A 23,993-nucleotide genomic window follows, 5' to 3' on the forward strand; every position below is an offset into this window, starting at 1 on the left:
AGTTACCCGCGGGTCAGCCCTTCATGGCCCCGGACATCGCAAACGAGTTCCCCATGCCCCGTGATACCACCGCGTAAAGAACCAACACCGGGACGGAATAGAGGATGGAGAACGCAGCCAGCTGGCCGTAGGCGATGGCGCCATGCTGGCCGAAGAAGCTGAAGATGGACACGGCCGCCGGTTGCTTTCCCGTGGACAGCAGCAGGATGAAGGGGACGAAGAAGTTCCCCCACGCCTGGATGAACACAAAGATGAACACCACTCCAAGCCCCTGTCCCATGAGTGGCAGAACGATGGTCCGTAACGTCGTCAGGTTCGATGCCCCGTCCATCCACGCCGCCTCTTCCAATTCCAGGGGAACCGAGTCCATGAAGTTCTTGGCCATCCAGATCGCCATGGGCAACGTGGTGGTGGCCATGAAGAAGATGGTCGCAGCCATGGAGTCCAGGAGCTGCAATTGAACGAACAAGCCGTAGACCGGGACCATGATGGCGGTCACTGGCAGTGAAGTGCCGAACAGCACCGTGTACATGAAGGGCTTGTTGAACCGGGACTGGTATCTGGACAGCGGGTAGGCGGCCAAGACGGCTGCAAGTACGTTCACCAGGGCAGTACCGGCCGATAAGACGAAGCTGTTGAGCAGCGGACGGCCCAAGAGCTCCGGTGTCAGGACGGCGCTGAAGTTAATCATCGACGGCGCCGATGGCACCTTGGTCTGGTACCCCGCTTGAGGGTCGACGGCGGCCAGCACCAGCCACAGCAGCGGCGCCGCAAAGCACAGGCCAATCACCAGCAAAGCGACGTCGGCACCAAGCCTGGCCCTGGAGCCCTTCATGCGCGCCGCTCCCGCAGCAGCCATACGTACACCGCACCAAAGACCATTCCCAGCAGGATGAGGACCGATGCTACCGCTGTGCCGTAACCGATGTCCCCGAACTTGAATGCTTCCTGGTAGGCGAGAACAGGCAACGTTGTGCTGGCGTTGGCGGGTCCCCCCGCTGTCATTACCCAGATGAGGGTAAACACGGCCAGTGTCTGCAGGGTGATCAACATCAGATTGGTGGCGATGCTGTTCCTGATCAGCGGCAGGGTGATGAACGTGAGCCGCTGCCATCCCCGGGCACCATCCATGAGCGCGGCCTCGGAGACATCCCGGGGAACATTCCCCAGCGCTGCACGGTACACGAGCATGGAGAAGGCCGTACCGCGCCAGGTGTTGGCCAGGATGATGGCCACCAGCGGGAACGAATACAGCCAATCCAAGCCGTGGGTTCCCAGTGCAGCCAGTATCTGGTTCAAAGTGCCGTCGCGGTTGAAGTACGCGTATGCCGCGAACGCAGCCACGATTTCAGGGAGAACCCAGGCAGCCACCACGGCTGTGCCCACCCAGTCCGACACGGTTTTGCGTGAGCGTGTCATGAGCAGGGCGATCAGCAGGCCGAGGAGATTCTGGCCCAGCACGGCCGAAGCAGCAACGAAAACGACGGTGAGCCACATAGCCATGGGAAAGGCGTCGTCGGTAAACATCCGGACGTAGTTCTCCGCGCCCACCCATTGCGGCTCCCTTGCCGCTTTTCCGGTCAGGGCAGCGTCCGTGAAGGAGGCGTAGAACGACCAGGCCACGGGAGCGAGCAGGAAAACCAGGAGGAGCAGAATGGCCGGGGCTACTGGCAGGAGCCGCGAGAGGCGGCGAATCTTCATCGCTGCAGGACCTTGTCCTCACCTACCAGTTTGCGGACAGTGGCATCGTACTCCGCGGCGGCCTCCTGGGGACTCTGCCTGCCTGTGATGACCGACTCCGTGGCGACCTGGACAGCGGTGGAAATCCGCGGATAGTCAGCAGTCGCCGGCCTGTAGCGCGTCACGTCCACCAAGGCGGACACGTCCTTGACGAAAGGATTCGCTGCAAGATAACCCGCCTCAGCGGCCACGTCTGTTCGAACGGCAATCTGCGAGTTATTGATGTCGTACGCCAAGGCGTTTTTCTTGTTCAGCGCGGTGGCGAGGAACTGGAAGGAAAGCTCGGGGCTCTTGGTCCCAGCACCCACAGCCAAGGTCCAACCGCCCGACATGCTGACGCTGCCTGGTTCCTGGCCCTTCTGGGTGGGGAAGGCGGCCACAGCCATGTCCTGTTCATAGCCGGCCCACTCGTATGCGCCGCCTTTTTTCCAGAACGACGGCGCGTAGGAACCTTCCACGGTGGCCGCCAGTTTGCCCTGCGGGAACCACTCCCCGAAGACTTTCTTCCAGACATTGGCATCCAGCGCTTCCGCGGGACTGACGGCGAGTTTCTCGTCGTAGAGGGTCTTCAGGAACGCCAGGGAGTCAGTGAAACCCTGGGAACCGACCACCCACTTCCTTTGGTCCTCGTCGTAAAGGGTGCTGCCGGTCCCGTAGAGGAGCTCATAGAAGCTCTGCATCACTGTGCCTTCGCCCGTACCCTTGCCGGCGTACATGGTGAAGGGAATCACTGTGGAATCAGCGGCTTTGACCTTCCGGGCCATCGCCAGAATGTCGTCCCAGCTTTCCGGTTGCCACGGAACAGCAATCCCGGCCTTCTGCAGCACGGCTTTGTTGTACCAGATCGCACGCGTATCCGTGCCCAGCGGCACCGCGTAGATTCCCCCGTCGTCTGCACGGCCGGCCGCCTTCGCGGCTTCGCTGAATTTCGCCCAGTCTTCCCATTTCCCAAGGTAACTGTCCAACTTGAGCAAGTAGCCGGCGTCGACGTCGGAGCGCACTTTGAAGGTGTCTTCGTAGAAGACATCCGGTGCTGTGTCCGGGGACCGCTGCGCAAGGGCGAGTTTCGTCCCGTAGTCGTCATCGTTGGCCTGGATGGGCTGGAGGTCAACCATCACGCCGGAATTGGCCGCCTCGAATTCCTTCTTGGCATCCTGCATCACGGCATCGAGCGCTGTGAAGGCATCGGTTTTTTGGTACACGATCTTCAGGGTCGTTTTCCCGGCTGCGTCCGGCGTGGACGAACACGACGTCACCCCGGCAAGAATGGCAGCTACGGCAATTGCGGCCACCATCTTCATGGATCGCATGGTCTTCACTGGGCGCATGGTGCTCCAATCAGTCAAAAGTGCGCTGCTGGGTCAGCCCTCCAGCAGAAGCCGTTGGGCGCGGGGGGCAAGCATGTGCTCCAGGACGAGGCAAGCAGCACCGATGGCACCAACGTCTTCGCCTACGCCGGTACCCACGACTTCGAGCCCGTGGATCATGCGGGCGGCATTGTTTTTGTCCAGGAGGCTGGGAACGCGATCCAGGAAATAAGGTGACATGCGGCCCCAGAACGGCCCCCCGAAGACCACACGCTCCACGTCCAGGGTGTTGGTCACCACGGAGACCGCCCGCGCCACGAGCGTTGCCGACTTATCCAGAATCGCTATGGCGCGTTCATCGCCGGCGTCGGCCTTGTCGCACAACTCCGCGTAACGTTCCTGCACTTCAGGACCGTCCGCCCCGTGGCGGTTACCGTCCAGGACGCCTGCCGCTTCGGCTTCGGCCACCAACACCTGCGGAATACAGGATGACTTGACGCAACCCTGAAGCCCGCAATCACATTGCGGCCCTCCCGGGTCAACGACGATGTGGCCTATTTCGCCGGCGTTGCCGGAGGTCCCGCGCACTACCTCATCGTTGAGGACGATGCCGCAACCGATGCCGGTTCCCATGTACATGAAAACGAAGCTTCCCGCGCCGCTCGCGCCGCCGGCCCAGGTCTCGGCCACCGCCGCACTGGTGACGTCCTTGTCCACCAGCGTTTCCAGGCCCGTGGCATCTGCCAACGCTTCCCGGATCCGCACCCTGTTCCAACGCGTCAGCAGTGGCGGCTCCACCACGGAACCTTCGTCGAGGTCGATCGGACCCGGAACTGCAACACCCAGCCCGGCAATCTTTGACGCGTCGACACCCGATTCCTCGATGAGTGACTGGATCTGTTCGGCGATGCTGGTGATCACCCCCGCGGGGTCGCCACCGGGAGTAGCCATCCGGGAGTGCTTGACGACATCGCCCAGCAGGTCCAGAACGACGAAAGTGATGACTGCAGGGTCCAGGTGCACTCCCACGGCGTACATTCCCGCAGGGTTGAGGCGCAGGATAGTGCGCGGCTTTCCCGGACCGGACCCTTCTTTGCCTGCCTCGACGATGAGCTGCTGGTCAAGGAGTCGTCGGGAGATATTCGAAATCGTTTGCGGCGACAGCCCCACGATCTGCGCCAGTTCCACACGGCTGAGTCCGCCTGAAGACCGCCGGATCGCCTCCAGAATGACGGTCAGGTTGAAGTCCCCCATGCGGGGTAGGTTGGTTCCGCGCCTCGGTGTCGGCTGCCGGATCTCAGTCACTGATGCCCCTAGTCATTCGGAAAATCTTCGTCGAATTTGGTCTCTGTGTGCATCGTACGACACCACTGCTCCCACGGATACGAGCACACGCTGGCTCGGAAGTCAGGGGTTGGTAACGATGACACTGCATTGTATGCGAGCACAGTTCATTGACACGTCACGAACAGCCCTCAAGGCTTCCTGCTGCGCGTCACCGTGAACTTTGGATTCCGGCCTTCTTCCACGGTGGGACCGATCAGCCGTTCAAGCGTCGGCCGGTAGCGCAGGTGACTGTTGTACACCGTCCACAACTCCCCGCCCGGCGCCAGGACGCGGGCGGCTGCTTCAAACATCCGCATCGCGGCACCGGCATGCACGCTGGCGCCCAAGTGGAAGGGAGGATTCAGCAAGATGAGATCGGCGCTGGCCGGGGGGAGCGACGACATGGCGTCGTCGTGGAGTACGGTGATCCGCTCCCCCAGTCCGTTTGCCATAGCGGTGCCCCTTGCCGAGGCAGCGGCCGCGGCAGATTGGTCGGTGGCGATAACCCGTGCTTTCTTTTGCTGCGAGGCAACCATGGTGGCGAGGATACCCGTCCCGCACCCCAGGTCCACCACACACCGCGCCTGGGGCATGCGGTCAAGGAATGTCAGCAGATAGCGCGTCCCAATATCAAGGCGTGCCCCCGCAAAGACTGCACCTTGGGCACTGACGGTGATTCCCAGTTCGGGCAAGGGCTCAACCACAGGAAAGGGCGGGGCAGCATTGACCGGCCTGGCGTCCCGCGCCACCAGGACCCGGGACTTTTGGCGGGCCAACTGTGGCTGGACGGAGCCAAAATACTTTTCCAGCACACTGTTCATGCCGATTGTCATGTGCTTTACGCGACCACCGGCGAGCAAAACAGCACCCGGGGCAGCAAACCGTGCAACGGCGTCGGCGATTTCCTCCAACTCCGCCAGCGCTTTAGGCAACTGCAGCAGCACCAGCTCCGCATCCTCAAGCAGTTCTCTGCCGAGCTCCAGCGGGCTGAATTTCCCCTCGGCACCGGTCCCCTGCGCATTGCGCCTTAGGGCCAGCCTCCCGGAGAAAAGGTCCTGGTGGACGCGGACATGTTCGACGCCGAGCCCCGCCAAAGCGCCGAGGGTCAACGCACCATACCGGTCGCCGATGACGGCAATCCTGGTATCGGGAGAGCTGTATTCGACGGCGGTTTCCAAGAGCAGCTTGTCCGTGGCGTCGTAGGCCTGCAAGTTGTCGGCCTCTACGTCCGGCAACCTGCTCAATGAGTCAAAGAGCGCCCCAAGATCCAATACCGCCACTAGGAGGTTCCCGCTTTCTTTGCTTCAATAACCGGCCGCTGCCGGCGTCTCGACTTTATGGGTGCTTCGGAGGAAGCTTAAGCTGGCACTACGCAAACACCTGTCCTCCTCCGCGCGGTGAGAAGACCCCGAAGGTGGCCGGCATTCGTCACGGCGACCCCAGGAGCCAGGCGCCGGGACCACCCGTCACTGGGCTCCCCTTTCCCTTGCGAGAAGCCATGAGTGTCAATGTTGTCACGAACCTGGACGCAAAGTCCCACAACTCTCCCGACGAAACCCGGCGTGCGGACAAAACCGTAGTGGACCTGGTCACTGTGGGAGATTACACCATCGCCCGTATGACGTTTGAACCAGGCTGGACGTGGGCAGACTGCATCAAGCCTGCCGCCGGCACCGATTCGTGCCAGTTAAGCCACGTCGGGTTCTGCGTTTCCGGTTCCTTGGAAGTCGAAACAAACGACGGCGGCAAGATCAGCATTTCCCCGGGATCTTCCTACTCCATCCCTCCTGGGCACAACGCCCGGGTGGTAGGAGATCAGCCATTCCAGGGCATCGAGTTCGTCAGCGGAGCCGAATTTGCCGAAGCCCTCAAGTAGGCGTCCGGGCTGGAGCTGCGGTTCAGACCGAAAGCAAAAGACCCCGCTCGATTGAGCGGGGTCTTTCTACCGGAGTGGAGCTGAGGGGACTCGAACCCCTGACCCCCTGCATGCCATGCAGGTGCGCTACCAGCTGCGCCACAGCCCCGGATTTGCTGACTTCATCAGGAAGTATTTCTCTTCCCGTCGAAGCAACTCGTCAATACTAACCACAATCCCAGCGGAAGAGAAATCGCCGGAAGGTGAGGTGCATCACGCCGGGCGCCCGTCCTTCGGGAGACCCGCACGACCGAGGTGCGTGGAACGAACCACTGCACCTCCCCCCAAAAACGGGCCGTGCCGAGTCTCCCAAAATGACGTGCTCCAAGGAGTCTAGGATCCCCGCGCCGGAAAACAAAACCGTCCAGTCGGTTTCCCTGCCATTCCGCACTTGCGCGGTGATAGCGTTGTGAAATCCCGACGGCTGCTACTTCCGCCGCCAGCCCACCATGAGAGGTCCTCACAACGGATGCAGCAACGCGCGCAGGAAACCCGGCTGGCCGTCATTGAAGGGGCGGCATCGGTCTTCGCCGGGATCGGTTATGCGAAGGCGAGCCTGGCTGACATCATCGCGCACGCCGAGGTGACAAAGGGGGCACTGTACTTTCACTTCACGTCCAAGCGGGACCTGGCGCTTGCAGTGATCGAAGAACAACATTCCAAGGTCCTGGCAGCAGGTTCTGACATCCTGGGCACCAGCGCACCTGCATTGGACAAGATCATCGCGCTCTGCAGGATGTTTGGCCGGCAACTCCTGGACGAACCGATCGTCCGGGCCGGTATACGCCTTACCTTTGAAGCTTCAGCGTTCGAGGCAGATGTGTCCAGGCCTTACGAGGACTGGATCGCCACGGTAGAGGGCCTTTTGGGGCAGGCCAAGGTTGAGGGCGCGGTCCGCGCGGACCTGGATGCCGCCGCCTTCGGTCGGTACCTGGTGGCCTCCTTCACCGGCGTCCAATTGGTTTCCGACGTACTGACCGGACGCGACGACGTGCTGCAGCGCATAGAGCAAATGTGGGAATTCATGCTGCCGGCCCTGTCTCCCGTCCGACCGGGCTCACCGGACTAGCCCGGCACCGGGCGGGTCTTTCAGCCCACCCCAGGGTCGGCAGCTTCGTGCCGGGAATCCGGACACGAAAAAGGCCCCGCCTCCCTCACCGGATGATCCAGGAAGAGAAGCGGAGCCTCATAGGGTGGAGCTGAGGGGACTCGAACCCCTGACCCCCTGCATGCCATGCAGGTGCGCTACCAGCTGCGCCACAGCCCCATATTCTTGCTGCTTCACGCTTGGCTTTGGAAGCCATCCGCGCCGAAGCAACTCAAATATCTTAGAACAGCATTTCCGATAATTCCAAATCGGGCATATTCGCTTGCCGCAGCGTCCTAGGCCTCGGAATCCTCCGAGGTTGCAGCCTTGGCGGAAGCGTCATCACCGAGTTCAAGATCTACCACGGGGCAGTCCTTCCAGAGGCGCTCCAATGCATAGAAGACGCGGTCTTCCGCGTGCTGGACGTGGATGACAATGTCGGCGTAATCCAGGAGGACCCAGCGGCCTTCGGAGCGGCCTTCGCGGCGCACGGGCCGAAGGTCCTGCTTCAGCAGTTCCTCTTCGATCCCGTCCACGATTGCGTTGACCTGGCGCTCCGTGGGAGCTGATGCGATCAGGAAGACGTCGGTCAGCGCCAAACGCTCGCTGACATCCAGCGCGACGATGTCTTCTGCGAGCTTGTCCGCCGCGGCACGGGCAGCGTGACGGGCGAGGGTGATGGATTGTTCATGTGCAGACAAGGGAACTCCTAGTTATGGCGCGTGGCCGGGAAAGGGCGTGAGCCGTTGGGGCGGAACTATCCGCTGGTAATCATGATGATGCCGACGATCAGGGCAACCAGGCCCAGTGCCAGGACGCCGTATTGCAGCAAGCGGCTCCGTTGGGCCCTGGCCAGGCCGGCAGTACTGGCATCCAGCGGATCCAGTCCATAGGCGGTACTGGCAGACACAGGAGGCCGCTGTGTTTCTTCGCTTGTTTCGGCCGTGGAGGTGGCCTTATTCCTGGATGACCGGGCAACCGCCTCGGCGCGGGCAAGAACCCCCGCACGCCCACGCGGAGCACGTTCCTTCGCCGGTGCCTGTCCGGGATCAAGCTTGGGGCCGGACGAGGTGACCAACGGGACAAAGGTAGTGCTGGGACGCTTCATCACCGGGCGTTCGACGCCGGGAACCTTGACGAACTCCAAAGGAGTCACCATGGCGAGGTTGTTCGCCGTCGAAGGACCGGCCGATGTAGAAGGCTCCTTGCCCTGCCCGGGATGGTTCAGCCCGGGCTGGTTCTGGCCAGGCCCGCTCTGCCCGGGTTGGTTCCGTTCGGCCTGATTCTGCTCTGCCAGCTTTTGCTTGGCAGCGGCACGTTTGTTCAGCACGGCCGCGCGCTCGGCCAGGGCGATCTGCTGGGCCAGGACCTCGGGATCAACGGCAAGCGGATCCTGCTCGGCAATGTGTTCGAGCTTGGAAGTCTGGTTTTGGACCTGCGCGGCAATCAGTTCGCGAACAGCAAGGGCCTGTTCCACGGACATCTCTGATTCGGCCGCTGGTACACCGCCAGACCCGGCGGGTGCCGGTGTTTTCGACTGAGGGGACGCTTGTGGCTCATCCCGCGTCGGCGGATTTTCCCCGTCTTTGTCCGCAGCCTTCGGCTTGGCGCCGGGCATGGGAACAACCGGGTTCATGGACGTGGCAACTTCTGCCTGAAGCTGCTGAAGCCGAAGCTGGCGCCGGGTGGGCGGACCGCCACCTGAGAGTTGCTCTTCCTTATCGGCGAGCTCCTTGATGGTGCGCAGTGCGGCGCGGTCACGCGCCCGGATCTGGGACGAGCGTTCCTGGGCCGCAGCACCCACCGCATCCACAGGCGCATCCGCCGCGCGACGGTTGCGTCCGTTGGAGCGCTCTGCACCGTCAGCAGGCTCTGTCTCCTGCGGGGCCGTAGGCTCCGCCTGGACTTCCGGGTTCTGTTCCCGGGCACGGCGAAGCTCACGCCTGCTGCGGATGGGTCGCTGTTCCTGGCTGCTCATTTTACAAACTCATTCAGTACGTGCTTGGTCGTCTGATCCGGACAGTGCCGGCGACAGTTCTCCTGGTACAGCGTCAGGTGCATACAGTCCATACTTTGCGATGTACTGCACCACACCGTCAGGGACCAGGTACCACACCGGGTTGCCTGCACCCACGCGGATACGGCAATCCGTGGAGGATATGGCCATGGCCGGGACTTCGAGCAAGCTTACGTCGTCAGTCCGGCCGAGGTCGTTCAGCTCGTGTCCGGGGCGGGTAACCCCCACAAAGTGGGCCAAGGACCAGAGCTCGTCCACGTCTTTCCAGGACAGGATCTGGGCCAGGGCATCCGCGCCGGTGATGAAGAAGAGGTCGGCGTCGGGGCGCTGGGCCCGAAGATCCCGAAGGGTATCGATGGTGAAAGTCGGGCCGGGCCGGTCCACGTCAACGCGGCTGACAGTAAACCGTGGGTTTGATGCCGTCGCGATAACGGTCATCAGGTACCTGTGTTCGGGTTCACTGACCAGCTTGTGCGACTTCTGCCACGGTTGACCGGTGGGCACGAAAACAACTTCGTCGAGGTCGAACTTGGCTGCGACTTCGCTTGCAGCCACAAGGTGGCCGTGATGGATGGGGTCGAAGGTTCCACCCATCACGCCCAGCCGAAGCCTGCGCTCCGACTCCCCGCGAGGTGTTGCGGCAATAATGTTAGTGGCCCTGGCCGTGGGTGTGCTTGTTCGGGTGCTGGCGGTGCGGGTCAGCGTGCTCCTCCACTGCCTCGTGGCGGTTACCCAGGTTGGTGTAGGACAGGGTTACGAACATGAGAACCAGCAGCAGGGCAAACATCGAGACGCCGAAGACCCACGGCTCGGCCCACAGCGGGGCGAGTTCCTCGTGGCCGCCTTCTGTCTCGGCGGCAATGGACGTGGCGATCTGCTGAAACAGCATCTTCTCCCCTAGTTGGTTCTCAAAGGATTTCGACGGCGGGACTCCCCGCCGTTCCGGACTTCTGTTCTATGTTACCGCGTTGCTAGCTGCGGACTTGGCCTTCACCCTGCACGATCCACTTTGTAGTGGTCAGTTCGGTGAGGCCCATGGGACCTCGGGCGTGGAGCTTCTGGGTGGAGATACCAACCTCGGCACCAAGCCCAAGCTCACCGCCGTCGGTGAACCGTGTTGAAGCGTTGACAATCACGGCCGCCGAGTCAATCTCGGCGATGAACCTCTCCGCGTTGGCGAGGTTGTTCGTCAGGATGGCTTCTGTGTGCCCGGTGGTCCACTTGCGGATGTGCTTCACCGCGTCATCCAGGCTGTCCACCATGGCCACAGCCAGGTCGAGGTCCATGTACTCAGTGGCCCAGTCGTCGTCGTCCGCGGGAACAGTCTCAACTGCGCTGCCCAGGGCAGCCGCGATCCTGTCATCGACGTGAAGTGTCACGCCTGCCTTGCGCAGTGCGGCCGCTACTGCGGGCAGGGCCGTCGACCCTGAATGCACCAGGAGTGTCTCCACGGTATTGCAGACACTCGGACGTTGGGTCTTGGCATTGAGGAGGATCTCCACGGCCATCTCTTCACCCGCCGACTCATCAATGAAGATGTGGACATTGCCCTCACCTGTTTCGATAACCGGCACCGAGGAGTTGGTCACGACAGTCTGGATAAGCTCGCGTCCGCCCCGGGGAATGAGCACGTCCACCCGCCCGCGGGCACGCATCAGGACATTGGCACCTTCGCGGCCATACTGGTCAACTGTCTGCACGGCATCAGCAGGAAGTCCCACCGAGTCCAAGGCGTCGCGCAGGATCCGGACCAAGGCCTCGTTGGTGTTCGCGGCAGCGGAACCGCCGCGGAGGATCACGGCGTTGCCACTCTTGAGGGCGAGGCCGGCAATATCCACAGTGACGTTGGGGCGCGCTTCGTAGATGGCGGCAACAACACCCATCGGCACATTGACCTGGCGCAGGCGCAGACCGTTAGGCAGTGTCTGCCCACGGACCACGTTGCCCACGGGGTCCGGCAAGCCGGCCAGGTTCTCCAATGCGGCCACCAGGCCGTCGATGCGCTCCGGAGTAAGAGTGAGCCGGTCCAGGAGAGCTGCAGACGTGCCGTTGGCGCGGCCTACGGCAACATCCTTGGCATTGGCTTCAAGGACATGCTTCCGGTTCTCAAGCAAAGCTGCCCCGATTGCACGAAGCGCACGGTCTTTCCACGCACGGTTGGCCTGTCCCAGACGGCGTGCTGCTTTCCGGGAACGGTCGGCAATGGCGTGGACAGCAGCTTCGAGTTCCTCCGGAGTCAATGGAACGCGTCCTGCCGCAGGGTTCTCCGGCGCGGTGCCGGCAGTGCCGGTAGCGTCGGAAATCACAGGGGCGTCAGGGGTCAGCGCTTCAGTCATGCACCCAGTTTAGATGAGCGCGGCCCGCGCAGAAGCACCAGATCGTCAACATGAACAACTTCGCGGTCATAGCCCCGTCCCAGCGACTGACCAAGCTCCTGGGTAGTGCGGCCCAGCATGCGGGGAAGTTCCTCCGACGAGTAGTTCACCAAGCCACGGGCCACGATGCTTCCGTCCAATGCCACCATCTCCACCGGATCACCAGCTTCGAATTCGCCCCCGACCTCCGAGATGCCGGCGGGAAGCAATGAGCGGTGCCTGTCGCGCACAGCCTTGACGGCGCCGTCGTCGAGCACCAAACGTCCCTGCACCGTCGCCAGGTGCGCGAGCCACAAGAGGCGGACGGGTTTGCGGGTGCCGTTCACGGCGAACCAGGTTCCCACGTCCTCCCCCGCCAGTGCCGCTGCGGCATTGGCCGTGGAGGTGACCAAAGCATGTATCCCGGAACTTGCGGCAATCGACGCGGCCTCGACCTTGGTCATCATGCCGCCCGTTCCGACACCGGCCTTGCCGGCCTTGCCGATGGTGACGTCCTCCAGGTCCTGGGGTCCGCGCACCAGCGGGATGCGCCGGGCGCCTTGGGACGGCGGACCGTCATAAACGGCGTCGACGTCGGACAGCAGCACCAGCGCATCGGCGCGGACCAAGTGCGCCACCAAGGCAGCCAAGCGGTCGTTGTCGCCAAAACGGATTTCATGGGTTGCCACGGTGTCGTTCTCATTGACCACCGGCACCACGCCAAGATTCAGCAGCCGGTCCAAGGCCCGGAAGGCATTGGTGTGCTGGGTCCGGCGCATGAGGTCATCGGCGGTCAGCAGGACCTGGCTCACAGTTACCCCGTGTGCATTGAACGCCTGCGTGTAGCGGGCCATCAGGAGACCCTGGCCAACACTTGCTGCCGCCTGCTGGGTGGCAAGATCCTTGGGCCGCTTTGCCAGGCCCAACGGTGCCAGCCCGGCCGCAATGGCGCCCGAAGAAACGAGGATAATCTCGGTTCCGACATTTCGCTTTCCGGCGAGTGCGTTGACGAGTTGCGTCAAGGACTTCTCGGAGATGCCACCCTTGATGCTGGTCAGGGAGGATGAACCCACCTTGACCACGATCCGTTTGGCGGTGGCTATCCCCTGGCGCTCCAGTCCGGCAGCGTCCCCGGAAACGTCAATGGTCCTAGTCGTCATCACCGGAATCCAGGGTGCTTTCCCTCACCGTCTGGGCGCGGCGCCCGCTGACGGACTCTGTCCAGATGCCCGCCTTGCGCTCGGCTTCGAGTTCGGCGCGCGCAGCAGCCTTGGCCTCGCGGCGCTCGATCTGCTCCTCGCGCTTCTGCGAACGCGTGGGACGGTCACCGATGTCAGCAACACGGATATCGGTGCCTCGCGGAGTTGCCAAAAGTTCGGCACCGGCCATCATGGTGGGCTCCCAGTCGAAGACGACGCCGTCATCCTCGCCAATGACGACGGTATCGCCGGGCTTGGCGCCAACCTTGAACAGTTCCGTCTCAACACCAAGCTTGGCGAGGCGGTCTGCAAGGTAGCCGATGGCTTCCTCGTTCGTGAAGTCGGTCTGCTTGACCCAGCGCACGGGCTTTTCGCCCAGTACGCGGAACAGCGGCTCGAGGTTCTTCTCTTCACGACGGATCTTGAAACCGGACTCGTTGACGGCGCGCGGGCGAAGGACCGGCGGAGCCACCTTGGGGGGTGCAGCCTGGACGGCGTCGCGCGCAGCCTTGACGATTTCCGCCATGGCAAAGCCGAGCTGGCGCAAGCCTTCGTGGCTGGTTGCCGACACTTCGAAGACACGGTAGCCCCGCGCCTCCAGGTCGGGACGCACGAACTCGGCCATATCCTTGCCGTCGGGAAGGTCGACCTTGTTCAGGACTACCAGCTTGGGGCGCTCGTTCAACGGGACAACTTCACCGTCAACGCCGGCATAGCTCATATCGACGGCGTACTTCTCCAGTTCGGCCTCAATGATGGCGAGGTCGGAGAGCGGATCGCGGTCCGATTCCAGGGTTCCGCAGTCAAGGACGTGGACCAGGGCAGCACAGCGCTCCACGTGGCGGAGGAAGTTATGACCAAGGCCCTTGCCCTCGCTGGCGCCTTCGATGAGGCCCGGAACGTCGGCAATGGTGAAGCGGACGTCTCCTGCCTGGACCACGCCCAGGTTGGGGATGAGGGTGGTGAACGGGTAGTCGGCGATCTTCGGCCGGGCAGCGGACATGGCAGCAATCAAACTGGACTTGCCCGCGGAGGGGAAGCCGACCAAGGCAATATCGGCAATGGACTTCAGTTCCAGGACGATGTCACTGGATTCGCCTTCGATGCCGAGGAGCGCAAAGCCCGGGGCGCGTCGCTTTTGCGAAGAAAGGGAAGCGTTGCCGAGGCCACCCTGGCCGCCGGCGGCCGCAATGTATTCAGTACCCTCGCCCACCAGGTCTGCCAGGACTTCGCCGTCCTTGGTCTTGACCACGGTGCCGTCAGGGACCGGAAGAATCAGGGTCTCGCCGTTCTTGCCTCCACGCCAGTCGCCCATGCCGGGGCCACCATTGGTGGCGTGCCTGTGGGGTGCGTGGTGGTAATCAAGCAAGGTGGTGGTCTGGGCTGACACGCGGAGGATGACGTCGCCGCCGTTGCCGCCGTTGCCGCCGTCGGGACCGCCGAGCGGCTTGAACTTTTCCCGCTTAACGGAGACACAGCCGTGGCCGCCGGTTCCGCCGGATACGTGCAGGACTACCCGGTCTACAAAGCTCGCCACGTGGATCTCCTCTATTGCTGTTGCCAGCGCTGTTGCAAAAACCAGCGCGCCTGAGGGCGCCCTAGTCGATTGTAATGCGGTTAAAAGAACGGTGGAGCGGGCCGCTTGGCCCGCTCCACCGGTTCAGAACTTGTTGTTACTCTGCAGCTGCAGCAGCAACGATGTTCACTACGCGACGGCCGCGGCGAGTACCAAACTCAACCGCACCGGCCTGCAGGGCGAACAGTGTGTCGTCGCCACCGCGACCGACGCCTGCACCCGGGTGGAAGTGGGTGCCGCGCTGGCGAACGATGATTTCGCCGGCGGAGACTACCTGACCACCGAAGCGCTTGACGCCCAGGTACTGTGCGTTGGAGTCACGACCGTTGCGAGTGGAACTCGCGCCTTTTTTGTGTGCCATGTGAAATGCCTGCCTCTAAATTTCTGGGGAAACTGAAAAACCTGAACAGCGGGTAACGAAAGTTACGCGATGCTGGTGATCTTGATCTTGGTCAGTTCCTGACGGTGACCCTGACGCTTCCGGTAGCCGGTCTTGTTCTTGAACTTCTGGATGACGATCTTCGGACCACGGAGGTCTTCGAGGATCTCAGCCGTAACCTTGACGTTGGCCAGTTCCGCTGCTGCGGAGGTGACCTTGTCGCCGTCAACCAGGAGCAAGGCGGGCAGCTCAAGCGTGCTACCGGCTCCACCGGGGACGCGGTTAAGCGTTACGTAGTCTCCAACGGAAACTTTTTCTTGGCGGCCGCCTGCGCGGACAATCGCGTACACCACTTGGGTACTCACTTCTCTCGACGTTTATAACTAAATTTGCGTGCGGAACCTGTCACCGGAATCAGGCTTGGTTCGCGCTGTGCCTCAACGCCGTGGACTTCTGTTCGAAGTCCGCGAGTCATCCCATGAACAATTCCAAGGGGCATAACCCAAGTGTTGGCGTAAGCACCGAAGATCAAGATTACGCTAGTTTGACCCTCAGCTGCAAATGAGGCCGGGACCGGAGGCTACCCCGTGACTTGCATCACGAGGTGTAACGGACTCTCCCGGCACCGTGCCCATACAGCCTACAGGGTTTGGCGGCGATTAACGTGATCACGCCCGCGACGCGCGGGACAAGCCATGCTTTTCATCCCGGTTCAGTCCCGATTCAACAGGCCGGGCCACCCTGGGCGTAGAGCCGCGGAGCATCAAAGAACGCCGTCTCGTAGCGGCAGGACTGCCTGAAAGCCTCAAGCATCTCCGCACGTTCACGCCCGGAAGCGGCAACGGCCGCCGCGTCTGTGAAGTTGATCGCCATCCTTGTGGCGGAGGCAAAGTCCTCGTCGGCGTACGTCCGCAGCCAGTCCGCATAGGGATGCCCGCCGGAGGCCCCGGCATCGACGAACGCGGCGTGGAGCTTTTGACCCACTTCCGCATACAACCAGTAGCAGGGCAGGATCGCCGCGAGGACCACCGCATAGCTGCCGGATGCCGACGTTGCCAGCAGATGGTCCACATAGGCTTTGGTGACCGGTCCGGTGACGCCCGAAGCCTTACGGGAGCTCAACCAGTTCCTGTGCAGTTCCGATTCAACTTCCAGGCACTGCCGTGAGCTCTTGGCCCAGAACAGCTGTTCTTCCTCGGTGGGCGCCAACGCGCCTGCACGGGCAAGGACCCTGGAATAGCCATTGAGATAGATGGCGTCCTGCGCAAGGTAGTAGCTGAATGCCGGCTCCGGCAAATGCCCCGACTGCAGTTCCTGGATGAAGTTGAGGCCGTGGATTTTTTCAAGCTCCGGGATGGCTTCCTTCCACAAAGTGGCGGCAAATCCGCCAGGCTGGAGGACGCGGTGGTGGTGGAAGTGGTCCACAGGCCCGTTGCCCTGGCCCACTTCCAGCTCCCCTGCGCTCCTCAGGGCCTGGAGCAGCCACGGTTTCGCTTCGCGCAGTGAGGCCTCCCAGTCGCCCGTGCGCGCCTGGACGGTAGCCAAGGCGGACGACAACGAGCATCCAGTGCCATGGCTGTTCCGGGTCTCAATCCTTGGACCTGCCACTTCGATGACGTCCTGCCGCAACAGCCCGCTGGTGTTGATCAAGGCATCGGGGCATTCCGAGCCGGCCAGATGACCGCCCTTGACCAAGACCGTGTTTCCGCACTCAGCTGCCAGTCGCTTGCCCTGCTCCAATGCCGATGCCCAATCAGCAGCCTCGGTTTCCCCCAGCAATATGGCAAGCTCGGGCAGGTTCGGCGTGATCAGGTCCGCCAATGGAAGCAGGGAACGAAGGGCCTCCCCTGCGGATTCGTCTAGCAGGCGGTCACCGCTGGTGGCCACCATCACGGGATCAAGAACCACGACGGCGGGGCGCACCGATTCGAGCCAACTGCGCACCTCGTCAATAACAGCCGCGTCGCCGAGCATCCCGATCTTCACGGCGTCGATGACGATATCGGTACTGACGGCGTCCAGTTGCTGGCGCAGGAACTCCACGGGTGGTCCGTGCACACCGCTGACACCCAGGGTGTTCTGGGCCGTCAAAGCCGTAATGGCCGCCATGCCATATCCACCGTGGGCGGCGATGCTCTTCAAATCAGCCTGGATTCCGGCTCCTCCGGACGGGTCGGAGCCCGCGATGCTCAGTACCCGGGGGGTTCGTCTGCGGTCCTCCGCCAGCGGATAAACAGCGGAAGATGACAATGCGGCCATGAGGACATCCCTTCGCCGGTGCTAACCGGACAGGTTCAACGGGTTTGGATCTCAGCCTGGCCCATCGCCTGGCACCCCGTGTCAGTCCCCCAGCCTAGCGCACCGGCAGACAGCAAAAGGCCCCGCAATTGCCGCTGGTAGCGGAACTGCGGGGCCTTGGTGCGGTCACAAACGGTTAGAGTTCGGAGGCCGGTACGCCGACGCCCAGGATGATGGGTTCGTCCGGGGCCGCTTTCCTGACCGGCTCCGCAGGCGCCTTGGACTCGTGCGCCGATCCCTTCGCGGCCGTAGCGGTCACGTCGTGGTGCTCAACACTGGTCTCGTTGGCCGCGCCTTGGGCCCTGCTTGCACTGCGGTTCCGGCGGCTACGACGACCCCGCGATGCTGAGGGGGCTTCGTCTGCGGCCGGAGCCGGAGCTTCAGTCGTCGGGGTGTCCGCAGCCTTCGGGGCTTCGACAGCTTCCTTGGCTTTCTGGTCCTCAGGCGACGGTGCCGCGCCAAGGTGCGAGAAAGCTTCGGCCAGACGGTCCAGGCTCATGGCCGGCTGGGCTGCCTGCGGCTCATCGTGGTGTTCAACGAAAGGCAAGGCAACCTCTTCGCCGCCAAAACGCAGCACTGGAGTGGCCCGGCCTTCGCGGACAGCGGCGTCGTGTGCCGCGGCTTCCTGGGCCGTCGGGGCAGCGGAGACTGAACCGGCGTCGGGACCATGCTCCCCGGCCGCCCGGGTTTGCTCCTCTGCCTTGTGGAGCTCGTCATCGTGAAGGTGGGCGGCATGCGCGGCCGCTGCAATCGTCGCCAGTGCAGCCCGGGTTGCTTCGGCCTTTGCCTGACGGGCAGGGTCCTGGGCTTCCGGGTGTGCTGCAGGTGCCGCAACAGGGGCGGACGGCGTCGAATGGACCTGGGCCGGCGCTTCGACCGTTCCCTGGGCGCCGCCCTTGCCGCGGCGACGCTTGCGCTCGGTGCGGGCTGTGGACTGCTGTGCCTCGGTGTGCGGACGGTGCTGCTCGGCTGCCACGGTGTTGGCGCGGCGGTGCTCCACGGGCTCGTCATGCGTCACGACACCGCGGCCTGCGCAGTGCTCGCACTGCTCACCGAAGACTTCAAGGAGACCGGTGCCCATGCGCTTGCGGGTCATCTGGACAAGGCCCAGTGACGTTACTTCAGCAACCTGGTGCTTGGTACGGTCACGGCCCAGGCACTCCACCATGCGGCGGAGAACGAGGTCGCGGTTGGATTCCAGGACCATGTCGATGAAGTCGATGACGATGATGCCGCCGATGTCACGCAGGCGAAGCTGGCGAACGACTTCCTCGGCAGCTTCAAGGTTGTTCTTGGTAACTGTCTCTTCCAGGTTTCCACCACTGCCGGTGAACTTCCCGGTGTTGACGTCCACCACCGTCATGGCCTCGGTGCGGTCAATGACCAGCGAGCCACCGGATGGCAGGAAGACCTTGCGCTCCAGGGCCTTGTGGATCTGCTCATCGATGCGCCAGGCAGCGAAGATGTCTTGATCCTTGGTCCATTTTTCAAGGCGGCCCACGAGGTCGGGGGCAACATAGGTTACATAGGCCTCGATGGTGTCCCAGGCGTCGTCACCGGAGACGATCAGCTTGGAGAAGTCCTCGTTGAAGACGTCACGGACAACCTTGATGGTGAGGTCCGGTTCGCCGTAAAGCAGTTCCGGTGCCAGCACCTTGGTGGAGGAAGCTTGCCCTTCGATACCTTCCCACTGCGCGCGCAAACGGTTGATGTCGTGGGTCAGTTCTTCTTCCGAGGCACCTTCAGCGGCCGTACGGACGATGACTCCGGCGTTTTCCGGCAGGCGGTCCTTCAGGATCCGCTTGAGGCGGTTGCGTTCGACGTCGGGCAGCTTGCGGGAGATGCCGGTCATGGATCCACCCGGCACGTACACAAGGTAGCGGCCCGGAAGTGAGATCTGGCTTGTGAGGCGGGCACCCTTGTGACCCACCGGATCCTTGGTCACCTGGACCAGGACGGAGTCGCCGGACTTCAGCGCATTCTCGATCCGGCGCGGCTGGCCCTCCAGGTTCACTGCATCCCAGTTGACTTCACCGGCGTACAGCACCGCGTTGCGGCCGCGTCCGATATCAACGAATGCAGCTTCCATGGATGGCAGGACGTTCTGGACCTTGCCGAGATAGACGTTGCCGATCAGGGAGTCCTGCTGCGTCTTGGACACGAAGTGCTCGGCCAGGACGCCATCTTCAAGGACTGCGATCTGGATTCTGTCGTCGCGCTGGCGGACGATCATTTGCCGGTCCACGGATTCGCGGCGTGCCAGGAACTCGGCTTCGGTAATCACCTGGCGGCGACGTCCGGTCTCGCGGGACTCGCGGCGACGCTGCTTCTTGGCCTCGAGCCGGGTGGAGCCCTTGACGCTTGCGACCCGGTTGGAAGGAGCCGTTTCCGTGATGGGCCGGGGGGCGCGAACGCGGGTTACCGTGTTGGGCGGGTCGTCATCCGAGCCGCCCGTCAGTTCAAGGTCCTGGTCTCCACGACGCCGACGACGACGGCGACGCGACGTGACGCCTTCTTCGAGGGCTTCAGCTGCGGGAGTTTCTTCGTCGCCGGAGTCATTGCTGTCTTCGGTGTCGTTCTCGTCGCGTTCAGTGCCACGGCGCCCGCGGCGGCCGCGGCTCCGGCGACGGCGACGACTGCCACCCTCGTCCAGCTCACCGTCTGCGGCTGCTTCAGCGTCGTCTTCCGGCTCGTCGTCCGTCTCTTCCACGGCCGCAACGCGCGGGACAGTGGTGAGGTCAGGGGCCTGGAAGATCATCGACGTGATGGAAACCGGCTCCATGAACAGCGAGGTGGCAGCGGCAGGAGCAGCTTCCTCGGCCGGAGCCTCTTCCTCAGCAGCAGGTTCTTCCGGCTGGGTGCCGGCCTCCGGCGTCGTGGTTTCTTCAACAACTTCAGCAGCTGCGGGCGTCTCTTCTGCCTCCACCTTGGGCTTGGCAGCACGACGACGGCGGACCGGCTTTTCGGCGGCAGCTTCAAGGACGGCTTCGGGCTGGGTTTCGGCAGCAGGCTCCTGGCCTGCGGCGGTTTCATCGCCGAGGCCGGGCAAGGGCTCGGTTGGCTCAACCTTCTTGCGGGACCGGGTGCGGCGTACGGGCTTGGCGTCAGCCTCGGGAGTTTCCGCAACTGCGGGCGTCCCAGTGACAGGGGCCTCAGTTGCCTCTACCTCAGCAACTGCCTTGGGCGCAGCCTTGCGCCGGGTCCGGGTGGTTTTCTTGGGCGCTTCCGCAGTTTCCGCGGGAGCTGCCTCATCATTAACGGCTACAACCTGGTCATTATCCATATGTGGCAACACTCCTGCCCCAGCGACACCGCCACATCCGGCGCCCAGAGGGGCAAATATTGTCAAAACCCGCAGGCGTTGACAGAAGTCGGTAGTATGCCTTCCGGTTCGCACCATCATTGGGGTGCGGCAGCCCTGGAAGGCCGGCGGCTTAGTTCTGAAACCCGTTGTTCTGCTGCCACAACCAGGTGCCGTCCATTGTTATGGCGGGCCTACCGAGGATCGACGTGATCCGGGCATGCCCAGCTCATACTGGCGGTCTTGGGAACAAGTCACCGGACCGGAATCCGAATGTGGGTCGGCTTCCAGCCATGTTCATTCTCTCACACCCGCGCGACATCGCCCGTTAGGACGCTGTGTCGTCCGGATCGGCACAAGCTGGGCGCAGCCCACAGCCAGCGGCGTTAGAATCCTCCCAAGAACCCTTCCCGGCCCGCCGGGGCACAACGTCGAAAAGGATCCGATCCGCGATGCCGAGCACCGCCAGGGAAAACCTGGCCATCAATACCTCCACCACTGCGGGAGAGTCGTCCGCACAACAGGAGAAGTTGCCGAGGACTGTCCGCGACAAGCCCTTCGCCTGGCTCCTCCTGGTCACCGGCGTCATCGGTTGGCTGGCGTCCGGGGCGTTGGTCCTGGAGAAACTGGAAGTCCTCAAGGACCCCAACCATGTAACGGTCTGCGATGTGAACCCGTGGATTTCCTGCGGCGCCGTGATGCAAACACCACAGAGCTCCGTGTTCGGATTCCCCAACATGTTCATCGGCATTGTGGCCTTTGCCGTCATCATCACCACGGCCATGGGCCTTCTCGCCGGCGCCAGGTTCTCGCGCGGCTACTGGCTTGGACTGCAGGCGGGCGTGACCCTCGGTTTCGTGTTCGTTGTCTGGCTGTGGTCCCAGGCTCTGTACGTCATCAATGTACTGTGCCCGTTCTGCATGGTGGTGTGGGCCGTCATGATCCCCCTCTTTGTCTGGGTGACCATCCGGAACATCTCCCACGGCGTCATCAAGGCACCGCCGGGCTTGACCAAGTTGCTGGGCGATTCCGGGTGGATCATTGTGGCCCTGCTGTATGTCGCGGTCATCGCCACGATCTTCTTCGCCTTCATCCACGTTTTCGCTGGGACGTCCGGCTACTAAACCCCTCCGCGGTGTGACAGTTAAGGCCAATGTTCGACTCGAACATTGGCCTTAACTGTCAGGTCGGTGCGGCGTGGTTAGCCGGCGAACCAGATCTTGATCTCTCGCTCGGCCGATTCAACGGAGTCGGAACCGTGGACGAGGTTCTGCTGGACCGCCAGGCCCCAGTCGCGGCCGAAGTCGCCACGGATGGTGCCCGGAGCCGCCGTCGTCGGATCCGTCGTTCCGGCCAGTGAGCGGAAGCCTTCGATGACGCGGTGGCCCTCGAAGACGGCAGCGATGACCGGTCCGCTCAACATGAACTCAACCAGCGGCTCGTAGAAGGGCTTGCCCACGTGTTCCTCGTAGTGCTGCTCCAGCAGCTCACGGGTGGCGTTGACCTTCTTCAGTTCGGCCAGGGTGTAGCCCTTGGCCTCGATGCGGGCGAGGATGCTCCCGCCCAGGTTGCGGGCGACGCCGTCGGGCTTGACCAGGACGAGGGTCCGTTCAATGCTCACAGTTGCTCCAATGTGATGTGTTCAGTGACTTACGTTCGGTGGTTTTCCCAGCCAGTTTACGGGGTTTGCGGGCCGGCTTCTTCACCGTGGGCAGCGTCCCATTCCGCCTGTTCACGGTCGCGCTGGGCCACCTCACGGTCGATCCTCATGCCGGCACGGATCCCGTACCACCAGCAGATGGCAAAGAGGATGCCGACAATGAACATCATGGGCTCGGCCAATCCCGTCAGGATCAGCACTACCTGCAGCACCCATCCCAGTCCGATGCCCCACGGCCTGGACAGCACGGCACAGGCAAGGACCAGCACCACGCTCAGGGCAATTCCAACGCCCAGGATGATGCCCGGATCGACTTCGCCGCGCTTCAGGCCGAACACAGCCAAGGTGCCGAAGAAAGCCACGAAGGCTTCGAGCAGCAGCACCGTGGACGCAAACATCACTTTGGTGGACCGGCGCTTCTTCGGCATGCCGGGACGCCATTCGCGCTGCGCTTTGGTCATTTTCGCCATGCTAGGCACTCGCCTTTCCCAGCAGGATCCGGGCCTCGGCCACCACCGTGATGGAACCCGTCACCAGGACACCGCCCGCCAGGTCATCGTTGGATTCGGCACGCTCGACAGCCCACTCAATGGCGTCGTCGAGCTTCTCCGCGATATGCACGTTGTCCTCGCCAAAGCCAAGATCGATGGCGAGTTCAGCCAGTTCCGCTGCCGGAACGGCGCGCGCCGAGTTGGACTGCGTGAAACAGAACTCCTCGGCGAGTCCGCCGAGGGATTCCTTGAGGGTCTTCAGGATTTCCTCCGCGTCCTTCTCGCGCAGGACCCCAACCACCACCACCAGTTTGCTGAAGGTGAATGCCTCCTGGATTGCTTCTGCCGTGACACGAATGCCGTCCGGGTTGTGGGCTGCGTCAACCACTACCGTGGGTGCGGTCCTCACGACTTCCAACCGGCCGGGAGATGTCACGGTGCCGAATGCTTCCTTCAGCACCTCGGCGTCCAGTTCCTTCTCTCCCCCGCCGAAGAATGCCTCAAGGGCGGCCACGGCAACAGCGGCGTTCTCGGCCTGGTGGGCACCGTGCAACGGCAGCAGAAGATCCTCGTAGCGCCCGGCGAGTCCCTGGATGGTCAGGACCTGGCCACCCACGGCCACACTGCGGGACTCGACGCCGAACTCGACGCCCTCGAAGCGGAAAGGCACGTCCACTTCACGGGCCTTTTCCAGCAGGACCTGGGCCGCGTCCACCGGCTGGGCCGCACTTACCAGGAAGCCGCCGGCTTTGATGATTCCGGCCTTCTCGTAGGCAATGTCCTCGGTAGTGTCGCCCAGGAGGTCCGTGTGGTCCAGCGAGATCGGCGTGATGACCGAGACCTGGCCGTCTCCGACGTTGGTGGCATCGGTGATGCCTCCCAGGCCGACTTCAATCACTGCGACATCCACCGGCTGGTCCGCGAACACCGCGAAGCCAAGAATGGTCAGGCATTCGAAGTACGTCAGGCGCGGCTGGTTCTCCGCAACGAGCTCGTTGTCAACGATTTCCAGGTACGGGCGGATCTCATCCCAGATGCGTACGAACGTCGCGTCCGGTACCGGCTCGCCATCAATACTGATGCGCTCAGTGACCTTTGACAGGTGCGGGCTGGTGTAGCGGCCCGTGCTGAGTCCGTGGGCGCGCAAACCGGCTTCGATCATGCGGGCAGTGGAAGTCTTGCCGTTGGTGCCCGTGATGTGGATGATCGGGAAAGCCTTGTTCGGCTCTCCCAGCACGTCCATGGCACGGAAAAGCGGCGCAAGGCGCGGTTCCATCTTGTTTTCCGGCGCCCTGCCAAGGAGTTCGGCGTAGACGCTCTCAACGGAAAATTCGTCAGTCATG

At 62.8% G+C, this 23,993-nt stretch carries 22 protein-coding genes, 2 tRNA genes and 1 riboswitch; of the genes, 3 read left to right on the forward strand and 21 right to left on the reverse strand.

Annotation, left to right across the window (positions count from 1 at the left end; all coding sequences use genetic code 11):
• Positions 1-13 precede the first annotated feature (13 nt).
• The 5 genes from AB4Y81_RS01570 to AB4Y81_RS01590 all read right to left on the reverse strand — a co-directional run bounded on the left by AB4Y81_RS01570 (position 14) and on the right by AB4Y81_RS01590 (position 5,653).
• Positions 14-835 carry a carbohydrate ABC transporter permease gene (locus AB4Y81_RS01570; RefSeq protein ID WP_055976036.1) on the reverse strand — a complete coding sequence of 274 codons (822 nt, stop codon included), beginning with the start codon at positions 833-835 and terminating at the stop codon, positions 14-16.
• Positions 832-1,701: a carbohydrate ABC transporter permease gene (locus AB4Y81_RS01575; RefSeq protein ID WP_416429698.1), complete on the reverse strand. Its 870-nt coding sequence runs from the start codon at positions 1,699-1,701 to the stop codon at positions 832-834. Before AB4Y81_RS01575 ends, AB4Y81_RS01570 begins: the two co-directional genes overlap by 4 nt.
• Positions 1,698-3,068 (reverse strand): extracellular solute-binding protein, encoded by a 1,371-nt coding sequence (locus AB4Y81_RS01580; RefSeq protein WP_441994938.1) that lies wholly within the window; start codon positions 3,066-3,068, stop codon positions 1,698-1,700. Before AB4Y81_RS01580 ends, AB4Y81_RS01575 begins: the two co-directional genes overlap by 4 nt.
• A gap of 33 nt (positions 3,069-3,101) precedes the next feature.
• Positions 3,102-4,301: an ROK family transcriptional regulator gene (locus AB4Y81_RS01585; RefSeq protein WP_018777807.1), complete on the reverse strand. Its 1,200-nt coding sequence runs from the start codon at positions 4,299-4,301 to the stop codon at positions 3,102-3,104.
• A 221-nt stretch (positions 4,302-4,522) separates the two neighbouring features.
• A complete protein-coding gene (locus AB4Y81_RS01590; RefSeq protein WP_275779582.1) occupies positions 4,523-5,653 on the reverse strand; it encodes a class I SAM-dependent methyltransferase in 1,131 nt (376 codons plus the stop codon).
• Between the two features lie 218 nt (positions 5,654-5,871).
• Between AB4Y81_RS01590 and AB4Y81_RS01595 the strand changes: the two genes are divergently transcribed.
• The gene (locus tag AB4Y81_RS01595; protein WP_018777809.1) at positions 5,872-6,249 is read left to right on the forward strand and encodes a cupin domain-containing protein; all 378 of its coding nucleotides are present in this window, start codon (positions 5,872-5,874) and stop codon (positions 6,247-6,249) included.
• A 75-nt stretch (positions 6,250-6,324) separates the two neighbouring features.
• Here AB4Y81_RS01595 and AB4Y81_RS01600 read toward each other — a convergent pair.
• Positions 6,325-6,397: transfer RNA gene (locus tag AB4Y81_RS01600), tRNA-Ala, on the reverse strand.
• 360 nt (positions 6,398-6,757) lie between these two features.
• Here AB4Y81_RS01600 and AB4Y81_RS01605 point away from each other — a divergent pair.
• Positions 6,758-7,357 carry a ScbR family autoregulator-binding transcription factor gene (locus AB4Y81_RS01605; protein WP_413304733.1) on the forward strand — a complete coding sequence of 200 codons (600 nt, stop codon included), beginning with the start codon at positions 6,758-6,760 and terminating at the stop codon, positions 7,355-7,357.
• A 125-nt stretch (positions 7,358-7,482) separates the two neighbouring features.
• Here AB4Y81_RS01605 and AB4Y81_RS01610 read toward each other — a convergent pair.
• The 12 genes from AB4Y81_RS01610 to AB4Y81_RS01665 all read right to left on the reverse strand — a co-directional run bounded on the left by AB4Y81_RS01610 (position 7,483) and on the right by AB4Y81_RS01665 (position 20,481).
• Positions 7,483-7,555: transfer RNA gene (locus AB4Y81_RS01610), tRNA-Ala, on the reverse strand.
• Between the two features lie 116 nt (positions 7,556-7,671).
• Positions 7,672-8,076: a ribosome silencing factor gene (gene rsfS, locus AB4Y81_RS01615; RefSeq protein WP_018777811.1), complete on the reverse strand. Its 405-nt coding sequence runs from the start codon at positions 8,074-8,076 to the stop codon at positions 7,672-7,674.
• 56 nt (positions 8,077-8,132) lie between these two features.
• Entirely contained in the window at positions 8,133-9,353 is a 1,221-nt protein-coding gene (locus tag AB4Y81_RS01620; RefSeq protein ID WP_441994943.1) for a hypothetical protein, read from the reverse strand.
• Between the two features lie 9 nt (positions 9,354-9,362).
• A complete protein-coding gene (gene nadD / locus AB4Y81_RS01625; protein WP_079582179.1) occupies positions 9,363-10,040 on the reverse strand; it encodes a nicotinate-nucleotide adenylyltransferase in 678 nt (225 codons plus the stop codon).
• Between the two features lies 1 nt (position 10,041).
• Entirely contained in the window at positions 10,042-10,281 is a 240-nt protein-coding gene (locus tag AB4Y81_RS01630) for a hypothetical protein (protein ID WP_018777814.1), read from the reverse strand.
• Between the two features lie 82 nt (positions 10,282-10,363).
• Positions 10,364-11,728 (reverse strand): glutamate-5-semialdehyde dehydrogenase, encoded by a 1,365-nt coding sequence (locus AB4Y81_RS01635; RefSeq protein ID WP_055976052.1) that lies wholly within the window; start codon positions 11,726-11,728, stop codon positions 10,364-10,366.
• Positions 11,725-12,906, reverse strand: a complete 1,182-nt coding sequence (gene proB, locus AB4Y81_RS01640) for a glutamate 5-kinase (RefSeq protein ID WP_441994945.1) — start codon at positions 12,904-12,906, stop codon at positions 11,725-11,727. The genes AB4Y81_RS01635 and proB overlap by 4 nt, the downstream gene beginning before the upstream one ends.
• Entirely contained in the window at positions 12,896-14,482 is a 1,587-nt protein-coding gene (gene obgE, locus AB4Y81_RS01645; protein ID WP_018777817.1) for a GTPase ObgE, read from the reverse strand. Before obgE ends, proB begins: the two co-directional genes overlap by 11 nt.
• A 136-nt stretch (positions 14,483-14,618) precedes the next feature.
• Entirely contained in the window at positions 14,619-14,882 is a 264-nt protein-coding gene (gene rpmA, locus AB4Y81_RS01650; protein ID WP_003803426.1) for a 50S ribosomal protein L27, read from the reverse strand.
• Positions 14,883-14,944: 62 nt separating this feature from the next.
• A complete protein-coding gene (rplU, locus tag AB4Y81_RS01655) occupies positions 14,945-15,253 on the reverse strand; it encodes a 50S ribosomal protein L21 (RefSeq protein WP_018777818.1) in 309 nt (102 codons plus the stop codon).
• 370 nt (positions 15,254-15,623) lie between these two features.
• Entirely contained in the window at positions 15,624-17,159 is a 1,536-nt protein-coding gene (gene thiD, locus AB4Y81_RS01660) for a bifunctional hydroxymethylpyrimidine kinase/phosphomethylpyrimidine kinase (protein ID WP_441994946.1), read from the reverse strand.
• Positions 17,150-17,248, reverse strand: a riboswitch (TPP riboswitch). It overlaps the preceding gene by 10 nt.
• Before the next feature lie 86 nt (positions 17,249-17,334).
• Positions 17,335-20,481 (reverse strand): Rne/Rng family ribonuclease, encoded by a 3,147-nt coding sequence (locus tag AB4Y81_RS01665; protein ID WP_441994948.1) that lies wholly within the window; start codon positions 20,479-20,481, stop codon positions 17,335-17,337.
• 470 nt (positions 20,482-20,951) lie between these two features.
• On the opposite strand from AB4Y81_RS01665, the gene AB4Y81_RS01670 reads away from it, so the two are divergent.
• The gene (locus AB4Y81_RS01670) at positions 20,952-21,623 is read left to right on the forward strand and encodes a vitamin K epoxide reductase family protein (protein WP_018777821.1); all 672 of its coding nucleotides are present in this window, start codon (positions 20,952-20,954) and stop codon (positions 21,621-21,623) included.
• A gap of 77 nt (positions 21,624-21,700) precedes the next feature.
• Here the strand turns inward: AB4Y81_RS01670 and ndk are convergent, their stop codons facing one another.
• Genes ndk through AB4Y81_RS01685 form a run of 3 tightly spaced genes read right to left on the reverse strand, consistent with a single transcriptional unit; the run spans position 21,701 to position 23,992 of the window.
• A complete protein-coding gene (gene ndk, locus AB4Y81_RS01675) occupies positions 21,701-22,120 on the reverse strand; it encodes a nucleoside-diphosphate kinase (RefSeq protein WP_018777822.1) in 420 nt (139 codons plus the stop codon).
• Positions 22,121-22,176: 56 nt separating this feature from the next.
• Positions 22,177-22,629 (reverse strand): DUF4233 domain-containing protein, encoded by a 453-nt coding sequence (locus AB4Y81_RS01680; protein ID WP_039241765.1) that lies wholly within the window; start codon positions 22,627-22,629, stop codon positions 22,177-22,179.
• A gap of 1 nt (position 22,630) precedes the next feature.
• Complete coding sequence (locus AB4Y81_RS01685) at positions 22,631-23,992, reverse strand: bifunctional folylpolyglutamate synthase/dihydrofolate synthase (protein ID WP_064722241.1); 1,362 nt, start codon at positions 23,990-23,992, stop codon at positions 22,631-22,633.
• Between the last annotated feature and the right edge of the window lies 1 nt (position 23,993).

The sequence above is a fragment of the Paenarthrobacter sp. TAF1 genome (assembly GCF_052113825.1).
In the GTDB taxonomy this organism is placed as follows: domain Bacteria; phylum Actinomycetota; class Actinomycetes; order Actinomycetales; family Micrococcaceae; genus Arthrobacter; species Arthrobacter nicotinovorans.

What these genes read in the sequence shown, in the direction of transcription:
- rpmA (WP_003803426.1), bottom strand. Translation starts at nt 14,882, where the DNA reads ATGGCACACAAAAAAGGCGCGAGTTCCACTCGCAACGGTCGTGACTCC.
- AB4Y81_RS01635 (WP_055976052.1), bottom strand. Translation starts at nt 11,728, where the DNA reads ATGACTGAAGCGCTGACCCCTGACGCCCCTGTGATTTCCGACGCTACC.
- AB4Y81_RS01580 (WP_441994938.1), bottom strand. Translation starts at nt 3,068, where the DNA reads ATGCGCCCAGTGAAGACCATGCGATCCATGAAGATGGTGGCCGCAATT.
- AB4Y81_RS01670 (WP_018777821.1), top strand. Translation starts at nt 20,952, where the DNA reads ATGCCGAGCACCGCCAGGGAAAACCTGGCCATCAATACCTCCACCACT.
- AB4Y81_RS01605 (WP_413304733.1), top strand. Translation starts at nt 6,758, where the DNA reads ATGCAGCAACGCGCGCAGGAAACCCGGCTGGCCGTCATTGAAGGGGCG.
- AB4Y81_RS01630 (WP_018777814.1), bottom strand. Translation starts at nt 10,281, where the DNA reads ATGCTGTTTCAGCAGATCGCCACGTCCATTGCCGCCGAGACAGAAGGC.
- AB4Y81_RS01570 (WP_055976036.1), bottom strand. Translation starts at nt 835, where the DNA reads ATGAAGGGCTCCAGGGCCAGGCTTGGTGCCGACGTCGCTTTGCTGGTG.
- AB4Y81_RS01575 (WP_416429698.1), bottom strand. Translation starts at nt 1,701, where the DNA reads ATGAAGATTCGCCGCCTCTCGCGGCTCCTGCCAGTAGCCCCGGCCATT.
- thiD (WP_441994946.1), bottom strand. Translation starts at nt 17,159, where the DNA reads ATGGCCGCATTGTCATCTTCCGCTGTTTATCCGCTGGCGGAGGACCGC.
- AB4Y81_RS01620 (WP_441994943.1), bottom strand. Translation starts at nt 9,353, where the DNA reads ATGAGCAGCCAGGAACAGCGACCCATCCGCAGCAGGCGTGAGCTTCGC.
- AB4Y81_RS01685 (WP_064722241.1), bottom strand. Translation starts at nt 23,992, where the DNA reads ATGACTGACGAATTTTCCGTTGAGAGCGTCTACGCCGAACTCCTTGGC.
- proB (WP_441994945.1), bottom strand. Translation starts at nt 12,906, where the DNA reads ATGACGACTAGGACCATTGACGTTTCCGGGGACGCTGCCGGACTGGAG.
- AB4Y81_RS01665 (WP_441994948.1), bottom strand. Translation starts at nt 20,481, where the DNA reads ATGGATAATGACCAGGTTGTAGCCGTTAATGATGAGGCAGCTCCCGCG.
- AB4Y81_RS01680 (WP_039241765.1), bottom strand. Translation starts at nt 22,629, where the DNA reads ATGGCGAAAATGACCAAAGCGCAGCGCGAATGGCGTCCCGGCATGCCG.
- AB4Y81_RS01595 (WP_018777809.1), top strand. Translation starts at nt 5,872, where the DNA reads ATGAGTGTCAATGTTGTCACGAACCTGGACGCAAAGTCCCACAACTCT.
- AB4Y81_RS01585 (WP_018777807.1), bottom strand. Translation starts at nt 4,301, where the DNA reads ATGGGGGACTTCAACCTGACCGTCATTCTGGAGGCGATCCGGCGGTCT.